The 19404-nt window shown below is 60.4% G+C and carries 15 protein-coding genes; 3 read left to right on the top strand and 12 right to left on the bottom strand.

The features are described from left to right. Positions 1 to 11: 11 nt before the first annotated feature. The 5 genes from H7850_RS08445 to acnA form a co-directional block, all read right to left on the bottom strand. Complete coding sequence (locus H7850_RS08445) at positions 12 to 1841, bottom strand: IucA/IucC family protein (protein ID WP_227369077.1); 1830 nt, start codon at positions 1839 to 1841, stop codon at positions 12 to 14. Continuing rightward, on the bottom strand, positions 1838 to 3052 hold the full coding sequence (locus H7850_RS08440; protein WP_227369076.1) for an MFS transporter: 1215 nt from the start codon (positions 3050 to 3052) through the stop codon (positions 1838 to 1840). The genes H7850_RS08445 and H7850_RS08440 overlap by 4 nt, the downstream gene beginning before the upstream one ends. Continuing rightward, a complete protein-coding gene (locus H7850_RS08435) occupies positions 3049 to 4977 on the bottom strand; it encodes an IucA/IucC family protein (RefSeq protein WP_227369075.1) in 1929 nt (642 codons plus the stop codon). The genes H7850_RS08440 and H7850_RS08435 overlap by 4 nt, the downstream gene beginning before the upstream one ends. After that, entirely contained in the window at positions 4974 to 6185 is a 1212-nt protein-coding gene (locus H7850_RS08430) for a hypothetical protein (protein ID WP_227369074.1), read from the bottom strand. The genes H7850_RS08435 and H7850_RS08430 overlap by 4 nt, the downstream gene beginning before the upstream one ends. 406 nt (positions 6186 to 6591) lie before the next feature. Next, positions 6592 to 9345: an aconitate hydratase AcnA gene (gene acnA, locus H7850_RS08425; RefSeq protein WP_227369073.1), complete on the bottom strand. Its 2754-nt coding sequence runs from the start codon at positions 9343 to 9345 to the stop codon at positions 6592 to 6594. A 522-nt stretch (positions 9346 to 9867) separates the two neighbouring features. On the opposite strand from acnA, the gene H7850_RS08420 reads away from it, so the two are divergent. Both H7850_RS08420 and trxB read left to right on the top strand, forming a co-directional pair. Continuing rightward, entirely contained in the window at positions 9868 to 10470 is a 603-nt protein-coding gene (locus tag H7850_RS08420) for a peroxiredoxin (RefSeq protein WP_227369072.1), read from the top strand. Positions 10471 to 10788: 318 nt separating this feature from the next. After that, positions 10789 to 11742, top strand: a complete 954-nt coding sequence (gene trxB, locus H7850_RS08415; protein ID WP_227369071.1) for a thioredoxin-disulfide reductase — start codon at positions 10789 to 10791, stop codon at positions 11740 to 11742. Positions 11743 to 11785: 43 nt separating this feature from the next. Here trxB and H7850_RS08410 read toward each other — a convergent pair whose 3' ends face one another. Beyond that, positions 11786 to 12037: a SlyX family protein gene (locus tag H7850_RS08410; RefSeq protein ID WP_227369070.1), complete on the bottom strand. Its 252-nt coding sequence runs from the start codon at positions 12035 to 12037 to the stop codon at positions 11786 to 11788. Between the two features lie 122 nt (positions 12038 to 12159). Here H7850_RS08410 and H7850_RS18245 point away from each other — a divergent pair, with 122 nt between their 5' ends. After that, the gene (locus H7850_RS18245) at positions 12160 to 12624 is read left to right on the top strand and encodes a cold-shock protein (RefSeq protein WP_319799274.1); all 465 of its coding nucleotides are present in this window, start codon (positions 12160 to 12162) and stop codon (positions 12622 to 12624) included. A 63-nt stretch (positions 12625 to 12687) separates the two neighbouring features. Here the strand turns inward: H7850_RS18245 and H7850_RS08400 are convergent, their stop codons facing one another. The 6 genes from H7850_RS08400 to map all read right to left on the bottom strand — a co-directional run bounded on the left by H7850_RS08400 (position 12688) and on the right by map (position 19311). Then, positions 12688 to 13074: a hypothetical protein gene (locus H7850_RS08400; protein ID WP_227369069.1), complete on the bottom strand. Its 387-nt coding sequence runs from the start codon at positions 13072 to 13074 to the stop codon at positions 12688 to 12690. 8 nt (positions 13075 to 13082) lie between these two features. Further along, entirely contained in the window at positions 13083 to 14249 is a 1167-nt protein-coding gene (gene dapE, locus H7850_RS08395; RefSeq protein ID WP_227369068.1) for a succinyl-diaminopimelate desuccinylase, read from the bottom strand. A gap of 51 nt (positions 14250 to 14300) precedes the next feature. Continuing rightward, positions 14301 to 15326, bottom strand: coding sequence for a 2,3,4,5-tetrahydropyridine-2,6-dicarboxylate N-succinyltransferase (dapD, locus tag H7850_RS08390; RefSeq protein ID WP_227369067.1), 1026 nt, complete (start codon positions 15324 to 15326; stop codon positions 14301 to 14303). 27 nt (positions 15327 to 15353) lie between these two features. Continuing rightward, a complete protein-coding gene (locus tag H7850_RS08385; protein WP_227369066.1) occupies positions 15354 to 15704 on the bottom strand; it encodes an ArsC family reductase in 351 nt (116 codons plus the stop codon). A 138-nt stretch (positions 15705 to 15842) separates the two neighbouring features. Beyond that, positions 15843 to 18518 (bottom strand): [protein-PII] uridylyltransferase, encoded by a 2676-nt coding sequence (locus H7850_RS08380; protein WP_227369065.1) that lies wholly within the window; start codon positions 18516 to 18518, stop codon positions 15843 to 15845. Between the two features lies 1 nt (position 18519). Then, a complete protein-coding gene (gene map / locus H7850_RS08375) occupies positions 18520 to 19311 on the bottom strand; it encodes a type I methionyl aminopeptidase (RefSeq protein WP_227369064.1) in 792 nt (263 codons plus the stop codon). Positions 19312 to 19404: the final 93 nt, after the last annotated feature.

The following is a 19404-nucleotide window of genomic DNA, read 5'->3' as shown; positions in this document are numbered from 1 at the left end:
AGGTTCCTGGGTCATTGGGCATCGAGGGGAGAGGCGAAGGGGCTGGACAGCGGCACGTACTCGGAGGCGCGGTCGGCGCGCTTGAGTACGCGATTGAGCAGATTGGTCTTGTTGGGCCAGGGTTCGCCTTCCAGCAGGCGCTCGATCAACTGTGCGGAAGAGACATTGCCGTGGCGCTGCTGGTAACGCGTCAGACACTGCTCGAGGCAGTGCCAAAGCCGCTGCTCGAGCCTCGCGTCGTGACGTGCCAGGAAGAACACTGCCTGGGCAATGTTGTTGATCAGCAGGCAGTAACAGATGCGCTTTTCTCCTAGCGCCTGGGGGTAGCGCACCGAGGCCCTGGCGCGTTCGGAGAGGCTCGTCAGTCGTTCATCGGGCCACTGTTCGGGCAGCAGCTTGGTGCCTTCCAGATCGCGGATATAAACGTGGCTAGGCAGGCCGTGGCGTAGCCCCACCACCACGTTTTGCAGATGGGGCTCGAACACCACCCCGAGCCGGCACAGGGCGAACAGCATCGGGGGGACCAGACGTTCGATGTAGGCCTCGAACCAGACCTGTGTCGCTGTCTCCCACGATAGGCCCCGATGTCGGGCCAGACGCATGACCTCATGCTCCACCGGCGAGTCCCCCGAGGGGGTGTCGGCAAACAGCGCCGCCGCCAGCAGGGGGGTCTCGTCTTCCGCCCAGTCGGGGGTCTGGCGCAGGATCAGGCCGAAGGCTTCCTGCAGCGCAATGCGCGCCTCTAGGGGATGATCGCGAAAGTCGACGGTGACGAAGCCGGGCTCGGCCATCAGCGTCAGCCGTGGGAAGACTTCGCTCAGAACGCGGGTCTCTTCGCTTAGCAGGCGACTCACGCCGACGGCACTCTCGAGTTCGTACCAGGCGTTCTTGCGCACGCAGTTGGTCAGGCGTACATGCAGCGAGCACTTGAGAAAACGGTCGCGGCCGGGCTGAAACAGGGTGCGCACCGAGGCGGTGGGGTGCCAGGGCTCACCGGCCGGCCCCAGATCGAGTAGACGACCGCTATCGAGGGCCTGACGCACCACTGTCAGGCCGAGGAGATGCTCTACCTGCCAGGGATGCACCGGCAGCGCCCGGTAGCCGGAGGGGAGGGGGATTGCCGGTAGCTGGCGCTCGAGTTGCGCATAGGCGCTCTCATCGAAGTGCGATGCCTGATGCAGATCGGGCTCCGCCACCGCGAAGTAGTGCAACGGGAAAGCCGCGCCGAGTTCCGGGGAGTAGCGCCGAATGGCCTCGAGCGCAATGCCTTCGCGGCTCTTGGGGGTGGGATGGAAGGCGTGGCCGAAGGTCAGCGACTGCTCCGAGCGCAGATAGGCGTGCTCGCCCTGGCCCCAGTCGTCGTCCCCGGCGGCGGGGATGAACTCTTCCATCAGCGCGGCACTGTTACCGATCTGAGTCAGCAGCTCGTCGTTGAAAGGCTGATCGAAGCGCAGCGCCAGCTCGTTCAGCAGCACTCGAGCCAGGTGCTGCCAGTCCAGCGCCTGCCAGGGCTTGCCGAAGGTGGCGCCGAAGGGTTCGGAACGGTAAGTGTGATTGAGGGTGACAGAGGGGCGCTCGACCGCAATCAATAGCTGCTGAGCGCTAAGTGGCAGGGAGACTTGCAGCACATGGCCGCCCTTCAGGCGTTGGTGCTGCTGGATCACCAGCGGCCAGGCGCGAGCGCCGAAGGGACTATCCCAAGTGAGCTCGCCGGCCGGCGCTGCCACCTCACGACAATAGGCGTTGAGCAGCGCCCAGCTCGAACGAGAGCTGGCTTGGTCGCGCAGTCCCTGAGCCTTGAACGCCTGGGGAAGGGTGTCGACGGAGGAGCCAAGGATCATGTTCGCTTCCTTTGCGAAAGGGAAAGGAGGGGGCGGATAAGACTTGCAGAAAGGCTCAGGCCTAGTGCGGCCAGCACCCAGGTCGAGGCCAGCAGGGGGCTTGCCAGGCCGAAGCGCGATACCAGGATGCCGGCACCAAGACCGGCGGCGACTCCTGCCCACTTGGCGGCGGCATCGAGGCGACCGAACAGTCGCCCGGCCCGCTGCCGGCTTGCACCACTCATCAGCCGGTGGAGCGCAATAAAGGCGGCGGTCATGGCGATGCCCATCGCCAGCCGCGCCAGCCACAGGCCGACCTGCCATGGCCAACCGTTGCCATCGAGGTCGTACTGCGCCCAGCAAGTGAGCGCCATGGCAACAAGGGCGAGCGTCAGGGTGCGCTGTGGACAATGGTGTCCCAGCGCCCTTCCCAGCGGTGCGGAAAGCGCCAAATACACCAGGTGAGGCAGGCTGAACAGGATGGCCAGCGTGGTTGTGGAAAGGCCAGGAAAGCGGACCTGGAAGTCGGCGATAAAATAGGGATAAGTGACGACGCAAGCAAAGGAGAAGCCGAACTGCAGCCACAACAAGAGCCCAGGCGATACCGTTGCGGTACCGCTCGGCGATGGCGCGGCGCGGGCACCGTCGCTCGATGGTTCAGGGGGGCGAGCCGGTCTGGGGGGCAGGAAGGTCGCCACCAGGACCGCCGCTGCCAGCGGCAGCAGCGCAAGCCAGGCGTACAGAGTCAACGGGGATATCATGCCGATCAGGGTGCCGAACAGAATCGGAGCGACTACCAGGGCGGCCCGGGCAGACGCCTGCATGGCAGTGAGAGCCCGGGTCAGATGCTCCCCGGCAAGTTCGCTGGCGAGCCAGGTATTGGAGGCGGCGAAAGTGCCACCGAGCAGTCCTTGCACGGCTAGCGCCAGGGCGAAGCCACCCACCGAGTCAGCTTGGCTCGCCAGCAAGAATCCCAGGGCCAGGCCGATCTGGGCGCGGATCAAAGAGCGCCGGGCGCCGAAGCGGTCGGCGAAGCGCCCCCACCAGGGCGCCGCCAACGCGGAAAACACCGTGGGTAGCACATACAGCCAGCCGACCAGGTGAAGCTGCGTGGTGGCGAACTCCTCACTCAACAGGATGGCGAAGAAAGGCGGCATGCCCAACGCCGCCAGGGACGCCACGAAATGGCACAGCATGACACTGCGGACACGACTCCGTTCCTCTCCGCTCATGGCGCCCCCCTGGGGTCGGCAACAGGGGGCTCATGCCCGGGGCTTACCTCGCAGGCTACCTCTTTCAGAAAGTTCGGCGCAGTCCTGCCGTAGAACTTGTTGATGTCCTGGGCCCCGGTACTCGCCTTACTGGCCAGGGTGCCCGCGGTCAGCAGATACTTGGCGTCGAGGAAGTCTTCCTCCAGTAGCGCCGTCAGCGGCGAGGCGTCATCGTCCGGCAGGTCGGCCAGGCTTTGGGCCATGGCCCGGCGCACCTCGCCGTATAGCTCGGTCCGCTCGCCATGACCGCGGGCGGCCAGATGCTCGATCAGCGGCGCGATGTTGAGTTGCAGGGTGATGGTGACGAACATCTGCTCGAGCGTCCGGGGCGTCTCGCACCAGATACGCGTATCTTCGAGGGCCTCCACCAGACGATACAGCGCCGGCCAGCGCTCTTGGAGCATTGCCCGATGCAGGCGGGGCGCATCGTTGTCCTTGAGCAACAGGCGCATCTCGCCGCTCTCGCGTAGCAACAGCATCGAGTTCTGCTGGTTGGACTCCAGCGCCACCCCGTAGCGGAGCCACAGAGGCAGATGGATATCGAAGGTAAGCCGCAGATAGGCCTCGAGGAAGGCACGGATATCGGCGCCGAAGAAGCGCTCGGCCAGGTCCTCGTAGACTACTGCACCCGTGGGGCAGGCCGCGACCAGCCCCGCCACCGAGACCAGGGTGGCGTCCTCGACCGCCGGCGGATAGCGGCGCAGGATGAAGCCGAGAAACGGCTGCCCCGCAATGTGGGCGCCCTGATGCTCATCGGTGAGCAGCAGGCGCCCGGCGAGTAGCGGTTCCTGCTCGGCGATGGCGCCGAGCAGACGCTGCACCCGATGGCCATCGCCAATGGTGCTGGGTTTGATGGTACGGATGTTGCGGCTGCCCAGGGTGCGGATGGTCAGCGGCAGCTTGAGGTGCGTGGTGGGTCGTTCGGTGAGCATCAGGCTGCGCACCGACAGGGTGGGCTGCACTTCGACCGCCGTCAGCGGTGCCTTGATCACACTATTGGTCAGGCCCGCTTCCTCTAGCATGGCGTCGAGTCCTGATGCCCACAGAAAAGGATGCACGGGCAGCAACCGGTAGTCCTCCGCCAGGCGGGTATCCAGTCCCACCGCTGCCATGCTCGGCCACCAGTCGGGTCGCGCTGTATTGCTCATATGCCAGAGTGCACGTGGCACCGCCAACCAGCACAGCATGAAGCGCGGCTGGCACTCGGGAGCGAAGTGTCTGAGCGCCACCTCATCGAAGCCCAGCTTGGCGCGAGCGGTGGGATAATAAGGATGGTCCTGAAACGCCGCCAGCCGGTCATAGTGGGCAAAGCGGGTCGACCAGTCGACGGAGAGAGAGAGGGCCATGTCCTGGGCCGCACAATGGGCAAAATAATCGCGTTGGGCTTCGCGGCAGACGAGCCACTGAGCCTCGGCCTGGCGGCACTCTTCGGCGAAGGCGGTGTAGTAGTCGCTCTCTTCTGGCACCAAGCCCTCGCCGAGCCAGGCAATAAGACTGGCCGCATCCTCGAACTCCCTCGTCTCACTGGCATCTGGCATTGCGCCGCGCTGTAAGCCCATCTGCGCATCGGCCACCAGCATGGGCCCATGGCGATAGCGCCAGCGCTGCATGAAGCGCGCCGGTGTCACCGGTAGCCACAGAGTCCCCGAGGCCAGCGTTGGGATTTCGAGCCACGGGCCTGGTGTGAAGGAGCCGCCAGCTCTGGAGGACAACGCCGGCGGCAGGGTAGCCAGCACCCTTGCCTGTTGCGTGATGCCTTGAACGTCTTCACGTAGCAGGGCGTCCACTACCCGCGCCAGTACGTAGCGACGGACCTCGTCGAGGCTAGTGTCAAGAGCATGCTCATGGCAATTGGCCTCGGTCGCCGTGCTCGCGTCGCGGGTCATGGCTGAACCTCCCAGGTCAGCGAAGACAGCGTCGTCGCTACGTGCTCCTTGAGATGATCGGTGCAGTCACCGGCGGCGCGCAGCACGCCGAGGTAATCCTTGTTGGAGTGGCTCAGGGTCAGCTGTTCGCCGGGCCGACGCAGCGGGTGGAAGTCGACGAAGCCATCTTCCCAACGTCGACGAAATGCTTCAGGCGCCTGTACCAGACGACCGGAGCGGGTGGCCCGAACGTACTCGATGCGTAATTCCTTCCTGGCAATATCGAGCCTGGGTAGTGCCTCGCCCAGGTGCAAACGCAAGATGGTCTGGAAAAGCTCGATGCCAAGGGTCTCATCGAGGAGGAACTCGCGGCCATCGCCGATGGTGCGGTAGTTGATCTCGATCAGTCGTGGCCCTGTCGGCGTCAACACGAACTCGCTGTGGCAGGAACCGAAGCCGATGCCGAAGCGGCGAATCTGCTCGATGATATCGTCGATCACTGGCTGCGCGAGATCGAGCCCCCAGTGCGCGGCCAGCTCGATGAAATGTGGTGGCGGCGAAAGCTCGACGCGAAAGCCACCGAGCAACTCACATCGATCGCCGTCCCCCAGGGTTTCCAGAGTGTAAAGTGGCCCTTCCAGGTATTCCTCGATCAGCAGCGCCTGACCGGGATGGCGTCGCCAAAGATCTTCGCAGCAAGAGATCAACGCCTCGCGAGTGTCGATCCGACTGACGTCAAGGCTCGCCACACCTTCTCGAGGCTTGACCACGCAGGGGAGGGGGCATTCGGGGGCTATCTCGTCGAGCCGTTCGGGGGTCGTCACCAGGCGGTGCCAACACGGCGACAGTGCCAGTTCGTCGAGACGCTGACGCATGGCCGCCTTGTTCTTGGCCGCGAAGCACACTCGCCAATCCTTGCCCGGCAATCCGAAAGCGTCCGCCACCAGGGCCGTGGCGGCCTGCAGATGGTCGCTATGGGAAAATACCGCCTGTGGTGTGATCCCGGCTTCCTGCAGCGTTTCGAGAATGGCGATGGGGTTGAACACATCGCAGCCGAGCACTGCCTCCGGGTAGGCGATAAGGCCTTCCTGAGCGAAATGCCGACGATGATCGCTGGGTAGGTCGGTGACGATCACCGGGGCAAGCTCTAGCTCACGTGCCGCGAGCAGAAAGCCCTCATTGAGAACCTCCGTGACCACGTGGGCGACGAAGACGATCGGGTGGGGCATGGCGTTGACTCCTTGTCACTCGCAGGAGGATGCGTCAGATCCGACAGGAAGCGGATTCTTTGACGGTTCAGCGAGAGGCCATGCTAGAACAGGTATCAAATGATAATCAATAGTATTCGCATTATCAAAGACGTGCTTGCTGTATTTATTAACCTGGCTGACGCTAATTCAAGGTCGTTTTTTCAACCCTGAGCTTGTTGAAAACGATCACCATGGCAGGGGAGGGCTTTTGGAAGGAGATATCGACTAATGCAGATCGGGCGAATGCTTGCTTATCCAAAACCGGTCGTCAAGAACGGCGAAACCGGTGGTAAAGAGATAAAGCCATCTATCTAATCAGAACGCTCGGCAAGCACCAGATACAAATGGAGCAAGCCTTGCGGCTTGCTCCATCTTTTCAGCGCTATTACAACATGTTGCGCAGCACGTAGTGCAGGATGCCGCCATGCTGGTAGTAGGCCATCTCGTTGGCGGTGTCGATGCGACACTTGGCGTCCAGGGTCTTTTCCCCCTTGTCGCTCTTGATCGTCACCTTGACACTGGCGCCCGGCTTGAGATCGTTGAGGCCTTCGATAGAGAAGGTCTCGTCACCGGTCAGACCCAGAGACTTGCGATCCTCGCCTTCCGGGAACTGGAGCGGTAGCACGCCCATGCCGATCAGATTGGAGCGATGGATACGCTCGTAGGATTCGGCGATGACCGCACGTACGCCAAGTAGCCGCGTACCCTTGGCCGCCCAATCCCGCGAGGAGCCCGTTCCGTACTCCTTGCCAGCAACTACCACGAGCGGCGTGTCATCTTCGGCGTACTTCATGGCCGCATCATAGATTGCCATCTGCTCACCGGAATCCACGTGGCGGGTATAACCGCCTTCCACGTCGTCAAGCATCTCGTTTCTGATGCGGACGTTGGCGAAGGTGCCACGCATCATGACTTCATGGTTACCGCGCCGGGAGCCGTAGGAGTTGAAATCGCTGATCTCGACGCCGTGCTCCTGCAGATAGCGTCCGGCGGGACTATCGGGTTTGATCGAGCCTGCCGGCGAGATGTGATCCGTGGTCACCGAGTCACCGAGCATGGCCAGCACCTTGGCATCCTTGATGTCTTCGATGGAGTCGGGCTCCTTGCCCATGCCTTCGAAGAACGGTGGATGCTGGATGTAGGTGGAATCCTTGGACCATTCGTAGACCTTGCTCTCCGGCACCTTGATAGAGCGCCACTGCTCGTCGCCGTCGAATACTTCGGCATATTCCTTGCGGAACATGTCGGTCTTGACCTGCTCCACCGCCTCGGCGATCTCCGCTTGAGAAGGCCAGATATCCTTCAGATAGACCTCTTCGCCGTCCTTGCCCTTGCCGATAGGCTCCTTGGATAGATCGAGACGCACGTTGCCTGCCAGAGCATAGGCTACGACCAAGGGCGGTGACGCCAGCCAGTTGGTCTTGACCAGCGGATGCACGCGGCCTTCGAAGTTACGGTTGCCGGAAAGCACCGATGCCACGGTCAAATCGCCATCGTTGACCGCTTTCTCGACCGCCTCCGGCAATGGGCCGGAGTTGCCGATGCAGGTAGTACAGCCATAGCCGACCAGATTGAAGCCCAGCTCGTTCAAATCCTCCTGCACGCCGCCGGCGGCGAGGTACTCGGTAACCACCTTGGAGCCAGGGGCCAGTGAGGTCTTGACCCAGGGCTTGGTGGTCAGACCCTTTTCTACTGCCTTGCGTGCCAGCAGACCGGCAGCCAGCATCACGCTTGGGTTTGACGTATTGGTACAGGAAGTGATGGCAGCGATGACCACGGCACCGGCGTTGAGCTTGAACTCTTCGCCGTCGATCTTGCAAAGCTGGCTATCGCTACCTTCGTAGCTGCTGTGATCGTAATCGGTGACAGATTCCGATGCCGGCTGTCCGCCACCTTCCGCCTGCCATTTGTCCTGTTCTTCCTGGGACACGTCCGGCGCATCGCTTTTCATCAGCTTTTCGAAGGTCGCTTTCATATCGGAAAGCGCGACCCGATCCTGAGGGCGCTTGGGACCCGCAAGGCTGGCTTCGACATCGCCCATGTCAAGCGAGAGGGTGTCGGTGTAGATGGGCTCATGCCCTGGCTCGCGCCACAAGCCCTGCTCTTTGGCATAAGCTTCGACCAAGGCTATCTGATCGTCCTCGCGGCCGGTCAGACGCATGTAGTTCAAGGTCTGGTCGTCTACCGGGAAGAAACCACAGGTAGCACCGTACTCTGGGGCCATGTTGGCAATGGTGGCTCGGTCCGCCACGGGCATGTCCTTGAGACCGTCGCCGTAGAATTCGACGAACTTGCCGACCACGCCTTTCTTGCGCAGCATTTCGGTCACGGTCAACACCAGATCCGTGGCGGTGATGCCTTCCTTGAGTTTACCGGTGATCTTGAAGCCGATGACCTCGGGAATCACCATGGAGACCGGCTGGCCCAGCATGGCCGCTTCGGCTTCGATACCGCCCACGCCCCAGCCGAGAATGCCCAGGCCGTTGATCATGGTGGTGTGAGAATCGGTACCCACCAAGGTGTCAGGATAGGCGAAGGTCTTGCCGTCCTGCTCCTTGGTCCAGACCGTTCTGCCTAGATACTCCAGATTGACCTGGTGGCAGATGCCCGTGCCTGGCGGAACCACGCGGAAATTGTCGAAGGCCTGCTGACCCCAGCGCAGAAATTCATAGCGCTCGTGGTTACGCTCCATCTCGATGGCAACGTTGTCCTTGAACGCTGAGGGGTCACCGAAGTGATCGACCATTACCGAGTGGTCGATGACCAGATCCACCGGGGAAAGCGGGTTGATGCGGGCCGGATCGTCACCCAAGCGCTCCACGGCGTCGCGCATGGACGCCAGGTCGACGACACCGGGTACGCCGGTAAAATCCTGCATCAGAACCCGGGCAGGGCGATAGCCGATCTCGCGAGTGGAGCGCGCATCTTTCTGCCAGTCGACCAGGGCCTGCATATCATCACTGGACACGCTCTCGTCATCGGCGTAGCGCAGCTGGTTTTCGAGCAGCACCTTGAGCGTGAAAGGCAGCCGCTTGATATCGCCGAACGCTTCGGCGGCCTTGGGCAAGCTGTAATAGTGGTAGGTGGAACCTGAGGCTTCGAGAGTGCTCAAGGTATCCGGTGTCTTGTCCGTGCTCATGGAACTCCTCCTTTGCTGTCCTCGATAGTCGTGTCGCCTACTGGCGCTAGGATGCCGCTGGCAGATCGACTTGCGAGAATGCGGGTCACTTACTAATCCGAATCTTAAACGTCCGGTGCTTACTTGGCAGCTTAGCAGCATACTCTGCTAAAGAGGCCATTTGCTGCTCCCTACGACTTTTTTACATGGGCATGATAGAGGGGGATTTCAAGCACCTGCCAGTGGCGCGAGGATGTAATGCCCGCGATGAAATAAGTCAGTAGTGGCATGGGCACCCTCATCGAACCTGATGAAAACGCCTGAACCGTTTGTAACTGTGCCACTTGAAAATGCACTAGACAGACACCACATTCAGAAGTTGAACGGAAGGCTGCGAGCGCTGGAACGCTTGTATTACCGCCACTCCGATAGGTTGCTGCTATGTGGACTATTGGGGGAATCAAATTGGCAAATGTCAGTAGAGCCCCTAGTCTCGTCACCGAATTCGTTTGAAATGATCGTTTTGATCAAAAGGAGATATTCATGAGTGTATTGGTTGGACGTCAGGCTCCGGATTTCGAAGCCGCTGCTGTTCTAGGCAACGGTGACATCGTCGAAAATTTCAAGCTGTCCGATAGCAATGGCAAGCTGCGCGTGCTGTTCTTCTGGCCGCTGGACTTCACCTTCGTGTGCCCTTCGGAAATTATCGCCCATGACAACCGTCTGGCACAGTTCAAGGAGCTTGGGGTCGAAGTCATCGGTGCGTCCATCGATTCTCAGTTTTCTCACTATGCATGGCGCAAGACCTCTCCAGACGCGGGCGGTATCGGTGAAGTCGGCTTCCCGATCGTCGCCGACGTCAAGCACGAGATCGTTCAGGCCTATGGCATCGAGCATCCTGAGGCCGGTGTGGCGCTGCGCGCGTCTTTCCTGATCGACGAAGACGGTGTCGTTCAACACCAGACCGTCAACAACCTGCCCCTGGGCCGCAACGTCGATGAGATGCTGCGCATGGTCAAGGCGCTGCAGCACCACCAGAAGCACGGTGAAGTCTGCCCCGCAGGCTGGGACGAAGGCCAGGAAGGCATGAAGGATAACGCGGAAGGTGTCGCCAAATATCTGGGCACCCACTCCACGCAGCTATAAGCGTTCTTGCGTATCGGGGCGGCCTCAGGGTCGCCCTTTTTTCGTTAGACTTTGCCCGAAAAATACCTGCGCTCGTCTATACGGCGTTAAAAATTGGCTCAAAATACTCATTTACACCACGTAAACTCCGTTCTTTCGCCAATTTTTGCCTTATCTATACGTCGCTCGCTGACTTTTCAGCCGAAGCCTAGCGCAGTGTTCTGGATGACTTGAGGCATGGGCTTGTTGCATCAGGCGAACCCAGCCCTCAATTTAGTCCTGACAATCACATGCAAACGCCGCCGTTATGACGTTTGATGAGAAGCAAGAGGTCTTTACATGAGCGAGACGCGTCACGAACGTTTGATCATTCTGGGCTCCGGGCCCGCCGGTTATAGTGCCGCGGTCTATGCGGCGCGGGCCAACTTGAAGCCTCTGCTGATTACCGGTATTCAGGCCGGCGGACAGCTGACCACCACTACCGATGTGGACAACTGGCCCGGCGACGATGAAGGAGTTCAAGGGCCTGAACTCATGGAGCGTATGCGCCGGCATGCAGAGCGATTCAATACCGAGGTATTGTTCGATCATATCCATGAGGTCGAGCTGCGTAAGCCACCTTTCACGCTCAAGGGCGACAACGCCAACTACACCTGTGATGCCTTGATCATCGCTACCGGCGCCACTGCCCGCTATCTGGGCCTGCCTTCGGAACAACAATTCATGGGTCAAGGTGTGTCCGCCTGCGCCACCTGCGATGGCTTCTTCTATCGCAATCAGGAGGTCGTGGTCATCGGCGGCGGCAATACTGCTGTGGAAGAAGCGCTGTATCTGTCCAACATCGCCGCCAAGGTCACCCTGGTGCATCGTCGCGATAGCCTGCGCGGCGAAAAGATTCTCCAGGACAAGTTGTTCGAGAAAGTCGCTGAGGGCAATATTCATGTCGAGTGGAATCATACCCTCGACGAAGTGCTGGGGGACGGTTCCGGGGTCACCGGTGTGCGCCTCAAATCCACGCTGGAGGGCAGCCTCAAGGAATTATCGGTCCCTGGGGTGTTCATCGCCATCGGTCATACACCGAATACCGGCATCTTCGAAGGGCAGTTGGATATGGCGAACGGCTATATCAAGGTCAAGTCCGGGCTGGAAGGCAACGCCACCGCCACTAGCGTGCCCGGGGTCTTCGCTGCCGGTGATGTCATGGATCACGTTTATCGGCAGGCGATCACTTCCGCGGGTAGCGGTTGCATGGCGGCCCTGGACGTGGAGCGCTATCTCGACGGCATCGACTGAAGGGAGCGGGTAACCATTACCCAGCGTACGGCATGATCATCTTTCAATAATGGGGCGGCTTTTCGTGTTGTTCTGAATAGTCGCTTTCTTCCGGATCCATACTTTTCAGCCACTGATGTTGATCGCGCAAATGTGCTTGCATCAGATCGCTGAGCCGCTCCAGTTGTGCGAGTCGTTGCTCTTGCGCTGACACTGCCTGGTCGAGAGTATCCAGCCAGTATTCCTGATGGGTTATCCGGCTCTCCAGTGCTTCAAAACGCCGTTCCAGGCGGGCAAGCGTAGTTTCGTCTGTCATGCTAGAATCCTTGCGCTGTGGGACGCCGGTCATCGCGTCACCTTTGCATCTTTGCCCCATATGCGCACTCTGGTGCGAACCGGGGCGGTCTTTGTCCATCATAAAAAGAGAATCTGAGGTCCATGAATCGTAAGGTTGTAATTCGTTGTAGTCTTGTCAGTCTTCTACTTGCTGCTGTCACTCCTCTGCTGATTGCCTTGTTCATCTTGTTGTTCGACGCCCCCGTTGCCGATGCGCTGATGGAGGTGCTGGCATCGAGCGGCATGACACTGATTTACATAGCGGCCGCATTGGCAATATTCATCGCCTTGTTGATCGCAACGCTCCTCATGCATGCGTTGACTCCCAAGCTGGTCAATCTAGCGGACGTCGAGAATGACGATCGCGAGATTGGCGAGGTCAAGTGGTTCAACGTCAACAAGGGGTATGGCTTCATTACGCGTGAAGACGGCGGCGATGTCTTCGTGCATTTTCGCGCCATTCGCGGCAAGGGGCATCGTACTCTGGCCGAGGGGCAGAAAGTGCGCTATCACGTGGTGCAAAACGAACGCGGGTTGCAGGCCGACGACGTCACCGTCATTACCTGACCTGAAAATTGTCGATGCTCGATCACAGCGCTCCGTCTCCCGGCGGAGCGTTGTCGTCTCTGGCTATCGCCCCGAATCCGGCCAGTGAATGGCGCCTTCGTTGCCGTCGGAACAAACCTGCAAGAAGCGGTCGGGTTCGTCGCCGGGCTGCCAGCCGCCCAGAGAGCAGCGTACTTCGCAGCCTAGCCTCTCGACCGCTTCCCGGGCGCAGTCCACATCCCGCGGCCAAGGCGTTGCGGCACTATCGAACCAGAGGCTTGCATAGCCGTCTGCGGCATTTTCGATCAGCAGCACAGGAATGCTTTCCCCGTTCTGATGACCTTGAGTACGCCATTTACGTTTTCCGGCCGGCGCAAGGGGAGGCGCATTTAGCCGATCACCCAGCCAGGCATCGAGGCGCTTGATATCCGCCTGGGCCAGATAAATTTCGATATCGGGGTAACGCTCCATTATGGACCTCAGATGAGCAGGCGCTGGATGATCGCTTCATAGACCCGGCTTAGGGTGTCCAGGTCGGCGGCACGTACGCGTTCGTTGATTTTATGAATGGTCGCGTTGAGCGGCCCAAGCTCGACTATCTGACAGCCGAGCGTCGCGATGAAGCGCCCATCCGAGGTGCCACCGGAGGTCGAAAGCGCAGGTCTTGATCCGAGGATCTCCTCGACGCCGCCAATGGTCGCTTCGGTCAAGGCGCCTTCCTGGGTGAGAAAAGGCTCGCCGTTGAGAGTCCAGTCAAGGCGGTAATCGAGGCCATGGGCCTCAAGAATCGATTCGGCGCGTTCCCGTAGCTCTTGATCAGTGACCTCGGTGGAGTAGCGAAAATTGAAGATCACTTCCAGTTCCCCGGGAATGACGTTGGTGGCGCCAGTGCCAGAGCGAATGTTGGATATCTGGAAACTGGTAGCGGGAAAGAAGTCATTTCCGCTATCCCAATGCTCATTGCACAGCGCATCCAGGGCGGGGGCGGCTTCATGAATGGGATTGCGCGCCAGATGTGGATAGGCGACATGGCCTTGAATGCCATGCACATGCAGCACACCGCCCAGGGAGCCGCGGCGGCCATTTTTAATGACATCCCCCAGCCGCTCGCTGGAGGAGGGTTCGCCAACGATGCAGTAATCCAGACGCTCATGAGCCTCGCGCAGATGCTCGACCACCGCCCGGGTGCCATCCTGGGCGGGGCCTTCTTCGTCGGAGGTAATCAGAAAGGCGATTTTGCCCGGGTGATCCGGATGCGCGGTCATGAATCGCTCCACCGCGGTGACCATGGCCGCAAGGCTGCCCTTCATGTCCGCCGCCCCTCGACCGCAAAGCATGCCTTCGTCATCGATGCAGGGCTCGAAAGGGGGATATTGCCACTGACTTTCGGGGCCGCTGGGCACTACGTCCGTGTGACCAGCAAACGCCAGTACCGGCCCATGATGGCCATGTACCGCCCAGACGTTATCGACATCCCCAAAGGGTAGGCGCTCGATACGAAACCCGAGGTGTGTCAGGCGTTCGATCATCACGGCCTGACAGCCCGCATCGTCCGGCGTGACCGACGGGCGGCGCATCAACTCGATGGCAAGGTCGAGAGTGGGTGAGAGGGCGGTGGCGGTCAGGGCAGTTTCCGATGAGGGCATGTAGTGTCCTGAAAAGAAATGAAGCGACGCCCGCAAGGCGGGCGCCATTGATCAATTGTGTGCGTGCAGCGCCTCATTCAAGGCAATGGCGCTCTTGTTGGTCAGACACTCGATGCGACCGCTGACCGAGTTGCGGCGCAGCAACATGTCGTCCTGGTTCGCCAGTTCGCGAGCACTGACGGTCTTTACCTCCTGACCTTTCTCGTCGAGCACGGCGATCTTGGCACCGGAGGTAATATAAAGCCCTGCCTCGACGGTGCAGCGATCCCCCAGGGGAATACCGATACCGGCATTAGCACCGATCAGGCAGCCTTCGCCGACCTTGATGACGATATTGCCGCCCCCGGAAAGGGTGCCCATGGTGGAGCAGCCGCCGCCCAGATCAGATCCCTTGCCCACTACCACGCCGGCAGAAATACGGCCTTCTACCATCCCAGGCCCTTCGGCGCCGGCATTGAAGTTGACGAAGCCTTCATGCATGACCGTGGTGCCTTCACCCAGGTAAGCGCCAAGACGCACCCGGGCGGTATCCGCGATGCGCACGCCGGCGGGCACCACGTAGTCGGTCATCTTGGGGAACTTGTCGACGCAGTCAACGGAGAGCGGACGGCCCTCCATCCGGGCCCTGAGGCGACGTGACGGCAGCTCCTCGATGTCGATGGGGCCTTCGTTGGTCCAGGCGATGTTGCGCAGCACGCCGAACATGCCGCTGAGATCGACGCCATGAGGCTTGACCAGACGATGTGAAAGCAGATGCAGCTTGAGGTATACCTCCGGCACGCTTTCCGGCGCCTGATCGGATTCGAGGAAAACGGCGACCAGCGGGCGCTGACTGGCGGAAAGTGCCTCGACCAGCTCTGTCTGCTCGGCATTTCCCGCTGCCTCGAGTGCCTGGGCAAGCGCCGCGCAATGCTCCGGTAGAAAGCTGACCACGGCATTGCCGCCTGGGGCGTCCAGCGCCTTGCGAGCGGCGGCGACCAACGCGTCTTCCGGCTCGAGCAGCGGCGCCGGGTAGTAGACGTCCAGCCAGTCCCCTTGGGTGTTCTGGCTACCGATTCCGAGAGCGAAGCTCAACATAAAGATCTCCTGAATGAAAAAATCGAATCAGTGGGGCAGGTCAGCATACTCATCGTGCTTGAAGCCGACGATCACTCGGTCGCCGGTATCGAGCAGCGGGCGCTTGAGCAAGGTCGGGTTCGCCAGCATCAAGGAGCGCGCGCCCTCGGCATCATTCTTGGCGGACTGCTGATCGGCTGCATCGAGGGAGCGCCAGGTGGTGCTGCGGGTGTTCAGTAACGTTGCCAAGCCGACTCGGTCGACAAGGTGCTCAAGTAGGGTCTCGTCCAGCCCTTGTTCACGTAGATCGTGATAGCGGTAGGGTGTGTCCTGGGTATCAAGTGCCTTGCGTGCCTTGCGGCAGGTATCACAGGTCTTGATCCCGTAAAGCGTGATCATTCGAGGAGCCTCTTCGGAGAAGTGTGCAGTGGTATTGTTCGATGAAACGCCAAAAGCCGCACGAGATTTTCTAAGGCACTCGATTATAGGGAAGCGACGAAGGCGCCACAAATAAGGCAACCGAGGCTGGCGGCTGATTCAAACATCCAGCATTTCACATAGACGTTCGCGCAGACGGGCCTGATGAGCCTGATCCGTGAGCGGCGCACCAGTGCGATCGGTAATGAAGAATACATCCTCCACTCGCTCGCCCAGGGTGACGATCTTGGCTGCGGAAAGGGCGATTTCCTGCTCCATGAAGATACGGCCGACCCGGGCCAGAAGCCCCGGCCGATCCGGGGCGATAAGCTCGAGAACGGTGCGCTCGTTGGCTGGGTCCTGCTCGATCAGCACCCGGGTCGGTACTCGGAAATGCTTGAGCTGACGCGGTGTATGGCGGCTGACGATCTGGGGGTAGTCATCCGGGTCGTCGAGTTCCTCCACTAGGTGGCGTCGAATGTCTTCGAGTCTGGCAGCATCGCGGATCGGCTCGTCCTGATCGTCGAGTACGATGAAGGTATTGAGCGTCCAGTCGTTGCTTGAAGTGGCGATACGCGCATCGTGGATCGATAGATCCAGTTGATCAATGGCTGCAGCGCTGGCGGCGAACAGGTCGTTCACGGAACGAGTGTGGATGAAGACCTTGGTGCCGCCCTCACTCGAATCCTCCGCGGGCGCGCTGATCATGATCAAAGGCAGCGGGGAATCGCCATGCTCGAGGATGCCCTGGGTCTGCCAGACGATTTCGCTTGCCTGGTACTGCAAGAAGTAGTCATCCCCGAGGGTGTTCCACAAGCGCTCGATGCGCGCCACGTCGCTGCCAAGGGTGCGCAGCAGCGCCAGCGCCTCGGTACGGGTTTCGGCTATCCAATCATCGCGGTCGATGGGGTTTTCAAGCCCCCGGCGCAGTGCGCGCTTGGTCTCTCCATACAGCTGACGCAGGAGCGAAGCACGCCAACCGTTCCACAAGGTAGGGTTGGTCGCATTTATATCCGCCACCGTGAGCACATAAAGATAGTCGAGACGCATTTCATTGCTTACCTGCTCGGCAAATTCACGGATCACGTCCGGGTCGCTGATGTCTCGCTTTTGAGCGGTCATCGACATCAGCAGGTGTTGCTCGATTAGCCAGACGACCAGGCGGGTGTCCCGCGTCGACAGGCCATGACGCTCGCAGAATTCCTTGGCATCCTGGGCGCCGAGCAGGGAGTGGTTGCCGCCGCGCCCCTTGCCGATATCGTGATACAGCCCCGCGATCCACAGAAGTTCCAGCTTGGGTAGCTGCTGGATCAGCGCGGCGGCGATCGGAAATGCCTCCCGGCTGTCGGGATCACGAAAATGCTGCACGAACTTCAACAGGCGCAGAGTGTGGGCGTCCACCGTATAGATGTGAAACAAGTCGTGCTGCATCAACCCCACCGCCTGACCGAACTCCGGCAGGTACTTGCCGAGTACGCCGTAGCGATTCATGCGCCTTAGCTGACGCGACACGTTACCGCCACTGCGCAGCAGTTCCATGAACAGGCTTTGATGCCGAACATCGTCTCGGAAGGTGTCGTCGATCTGGTGGCGATGATCGCGAATCAGGCGAATGGTCTGGGCGCGCACGCCTTCGATGCCAGGATGCTGGGCCATCAGCAGGAAGAGTTCGAGCAGGGCGGCGGGGCGCCGATAAAAGACCTGGTCGTCCCGGGCCTGGATATAGCCCCCTTTTATAACAAAGCGCGCATTGAGCGGTTCGGTTTCGAGTGTTTCATCGGCCCGTAGAATGACCTCGTCGAAATGCTGCAACAGCATGTCATTGAGCCCCGCCAGTGCCGTGACATGACGATAATAGCGCTTCATGAACTGCTCTACCGCCAGGCGCTCCGGGGTGTCCTGGAAGCCGAACAGCTTGGCGATGGCACGCTGATGGTCGAACAGTAAGCGATCCTCGGCGCGGCCGGTGAGCATGTGCAGGGCATAACGCACCTGCCATAGGAAGGCCTGCCCCTGGCTGAGAATGCGCAGCTCCGAGTCGTGCATGAACCCCTGGGCCACTACGTCCTCGTAGCGTGGCAGGCAAAAATGCCGTTTGGCGACCCAGCCGATCATCTGGATATCGCGCAAGCCCCCCGGGGAGCTCTTGATATTGGGTTCTAGCTGGTACTCGGAATTGTTATGACGGCGATGCCGTGCTATCTGCTCCTGCCATTTGGCCTCGAAAAAACGATGAGAGGGCCACATGTTGCGGGAAGACAGCTGCTCGCGCATGTTCTCGCGCAGCCGATCCCGGCCAGCCAGGGTGCGCGTCTCGATCAGGTTGGTAATGACCGTGACGTCCGCTTCCGCCTCGCGTCGACAGTCCGCCAGGGAGCGCACGCTGTGACCGATCTCGAGTCCGATATCCCATAGAAAGGTAATGAACGCGCTCAAAGGCTCCCGGTAGGGCACGTCGTCTTCCCGCTCCAGCAGCACCATGAGATCGATATCCGAGTGCGGGTGCAGTTCGCCCCGCCCGTAGCCGCCCACAGCGAGCAGTGCGATACCGTCGTCTGGCCAGGCATGGCGCGACCAGGCAAGGGTGAGTAAGCGATCGAGACACCAGGCGCGGCCATGCACCAGATCCCGGATGTCGGCGCCGTCGTGAAACCGTGCATCGAGCCTGCGCTGAATGAGATTCAGGGCCTGCTTGAACAGCACTACCGGCGAGGAGCCTGTCGCAAGTTCCCGGCGTAAGTCGTCGGTATCGAAGAGCGTCTCGTCCGGCTCGAAGCGGTAGTGGTGAAGGAGCATGTCAGTTCGCAAGAAAGCTCAGATCTTCTTCGCCCCGGGGCGTCAGTATTTCGACACCGGTGGCAGTAACCAGCAGAGTGTGTTCCCACTGGGCGGAAAGGCTCTTGTCCCGGGTCACCGCGGTCCAGCCATCCCGCAGCACCTTGGTGCGATAGCCACCGGCATTGATCATCGGTTCGATGGTGAAGCACATGCCTTCGGCCAGGGCGATATCCGCCTCCGGAGCGTAGCCATCATAGTGCAGCACCTGAGGCTCTTCGTGAAACACGGCGCCGAGGCCGTGCCCGCAGAAGTCACGCACCACGGAGTAACCATTGGCTTCCGCATGCCGCTGAATTGGCTTGGCAAGATCGGAAAGACGCGCCCCGGGGCGTACTTCGGCGATGCTCCTGTAAAGGCACTCCTGAGTGATACGGCATAGCCGTTCGCCTTGGGTATTTTCGCCGATGATGAACATCTTGCTGGTATCGCCGTGATAGCCATCCGCGGTCTTGACGGTGATATCGATGTTCATGATATCGCCGCTCTTCAGCTTCTTGGCTTCGTCGGGAATGCCATGGCACACCACATGATTGATCGAGGTGCAGGTCGCCTTGGGAAAGCCGTGATAGTTGAGCGGGGCCGGCGTCGATCCCAGCTCATTGACGATGTACTCATGGCACAGACGATCCAGCTCGCCGGTGCTGACGCCGAGCTGGACATGGGGCGTGATCATCTCGAGAACGGAGGCTGCCTGACGACCGGCCTCACGCATTTTATCGATCTCGGAGGGCGTTTTGATAGGAATGTTCATGGGGTCTCGATTCGGGAAATGGCGAGCCGGTCAGACACGATTGACTGATGGTCAAAAGGCGACAACGGCTTCATCTTGGCACCATTATATGGT

Origin of the sequence: Halomonas sp. M20 (assembly GCF_020622265.1) — a bacterium.
Lineage (GTDB): Bacteria > Pseudomonadota > Gammaproteobacteria > Pseudomonadales > Halomonadaceae > Modicisalibacter.
The sequence above is the reverse complement of the archived record's forward strand: the minus strand, read 5'-3'. Positions and strand labels throughout refer to the sequence as shown.

Excerpts from the sequence above, each read along its gene's own strand:
- H7850_RS08420 (WP_227369072.1), top strand. The coding sequence starts at position 9,868 with ATGAGTGTATTGGTTGGACGTCAGGCTCCGGATTTCGAAGCCGCTGCT.
- dapD (WP_227369067.1), bottom strand. The coding sequence starts at position 15,326 with ATGTTGAGCTTCGCTCTCGGAATCGGTAGCCAGAACACCCAAGGGGAC.
- H7850_RS08380 (WP_227369065.1), bottom strand. The coding sequence starts at position 18,518 with ATGCTCCTTCACCACTACCGCTTCGAGCCGGACGAGACGCTCTTCGAT.
- H7850_RS08410 (WP_227369070.1), bottom strand. The coding sequence starts at position 12,037 with ATGACAGACGAAACTACGCTTGCCCGCCTGGAACGGCGTTTTGAAGCA.
- H7850_RS08385 (WP_227369066.1), bottom strand. The coding sequence starts at position 15,704 with ATGATCACGCTTTACGGGATCAAGACCTGTGATACCTGCCGCAAGGCA.
- trxB (WP_227369071.1), top strand. The coding sequence starts at position 10,789 with ATGAGCGAGACGCGTCACGAACGTTTGATCATTCTGGGCTCCGGGCCC.
- H7850_RS08440 (WP_227369076.1), bottom strand. The coding sequence starts at position 3,052 with ATGAGCGGAGAGGAACGGAGTCGTGTCCGCAGTGTCATGCTGTGCCAT.
- acnA (WP_227369073.1), bottom strand. The coding sequence starts at position 9,345 with ATGAGCACGGACAAGACACCGGATACCTTGAGCACTCTCGAAGCCTCA.
- H7850_RS08435 (WP_227369075.1), bottom strand. The coding sequence starts at position 4,977 with ATGACCCGCGACGCGAGCACGGCGACCGAGGCCAATTGCCATGAGCAT.
- dapE (WP_227369068.1), bottom strand. The coding sequence starts at position 14,249 with ATGCCCTCATCGGAAACTGCCCTGACCGCCACCGCCCTCTCACCCACT.
- map (WP_227369064.1), bottom strand. The coding sequence starts at position 19,311 with ATGAACATTCCTATCAAAACGCCCTCCGAGATCGATAAAATGCGTGAG.
- H7850_RS08445 (WP_227369077.1), bottom strand. The coding sequence starts at position 1,841 with ATGATCCTTGGCTCCTCCGTCGACACCCTTCCCCAGGCGTTCAAGGCT.
- H7850_RS08430 (WP_227369074.1), bottom strand. The coding sequence starts at position 6,185 with ATGCCCCACCCGATCGTCTTCGTCGCCCACGTGGTCACGGAGGTTCTC.
- H7850_RS18245 (WP_319799274.1), top strand. The coding sequence starts at position 12,160 with ATGAATCGTAAGGTTGTAATTCGTTGTAGTCTTGTCAGTCTTCTACTT.
- H7850_RS08400 (WP_227369069.1), bottom strand. The coding sequence starts at position 13,074 with ATGGAGCGTTACCCCGATATCGAAATTTATCTGGCCCAGGCGGATATC.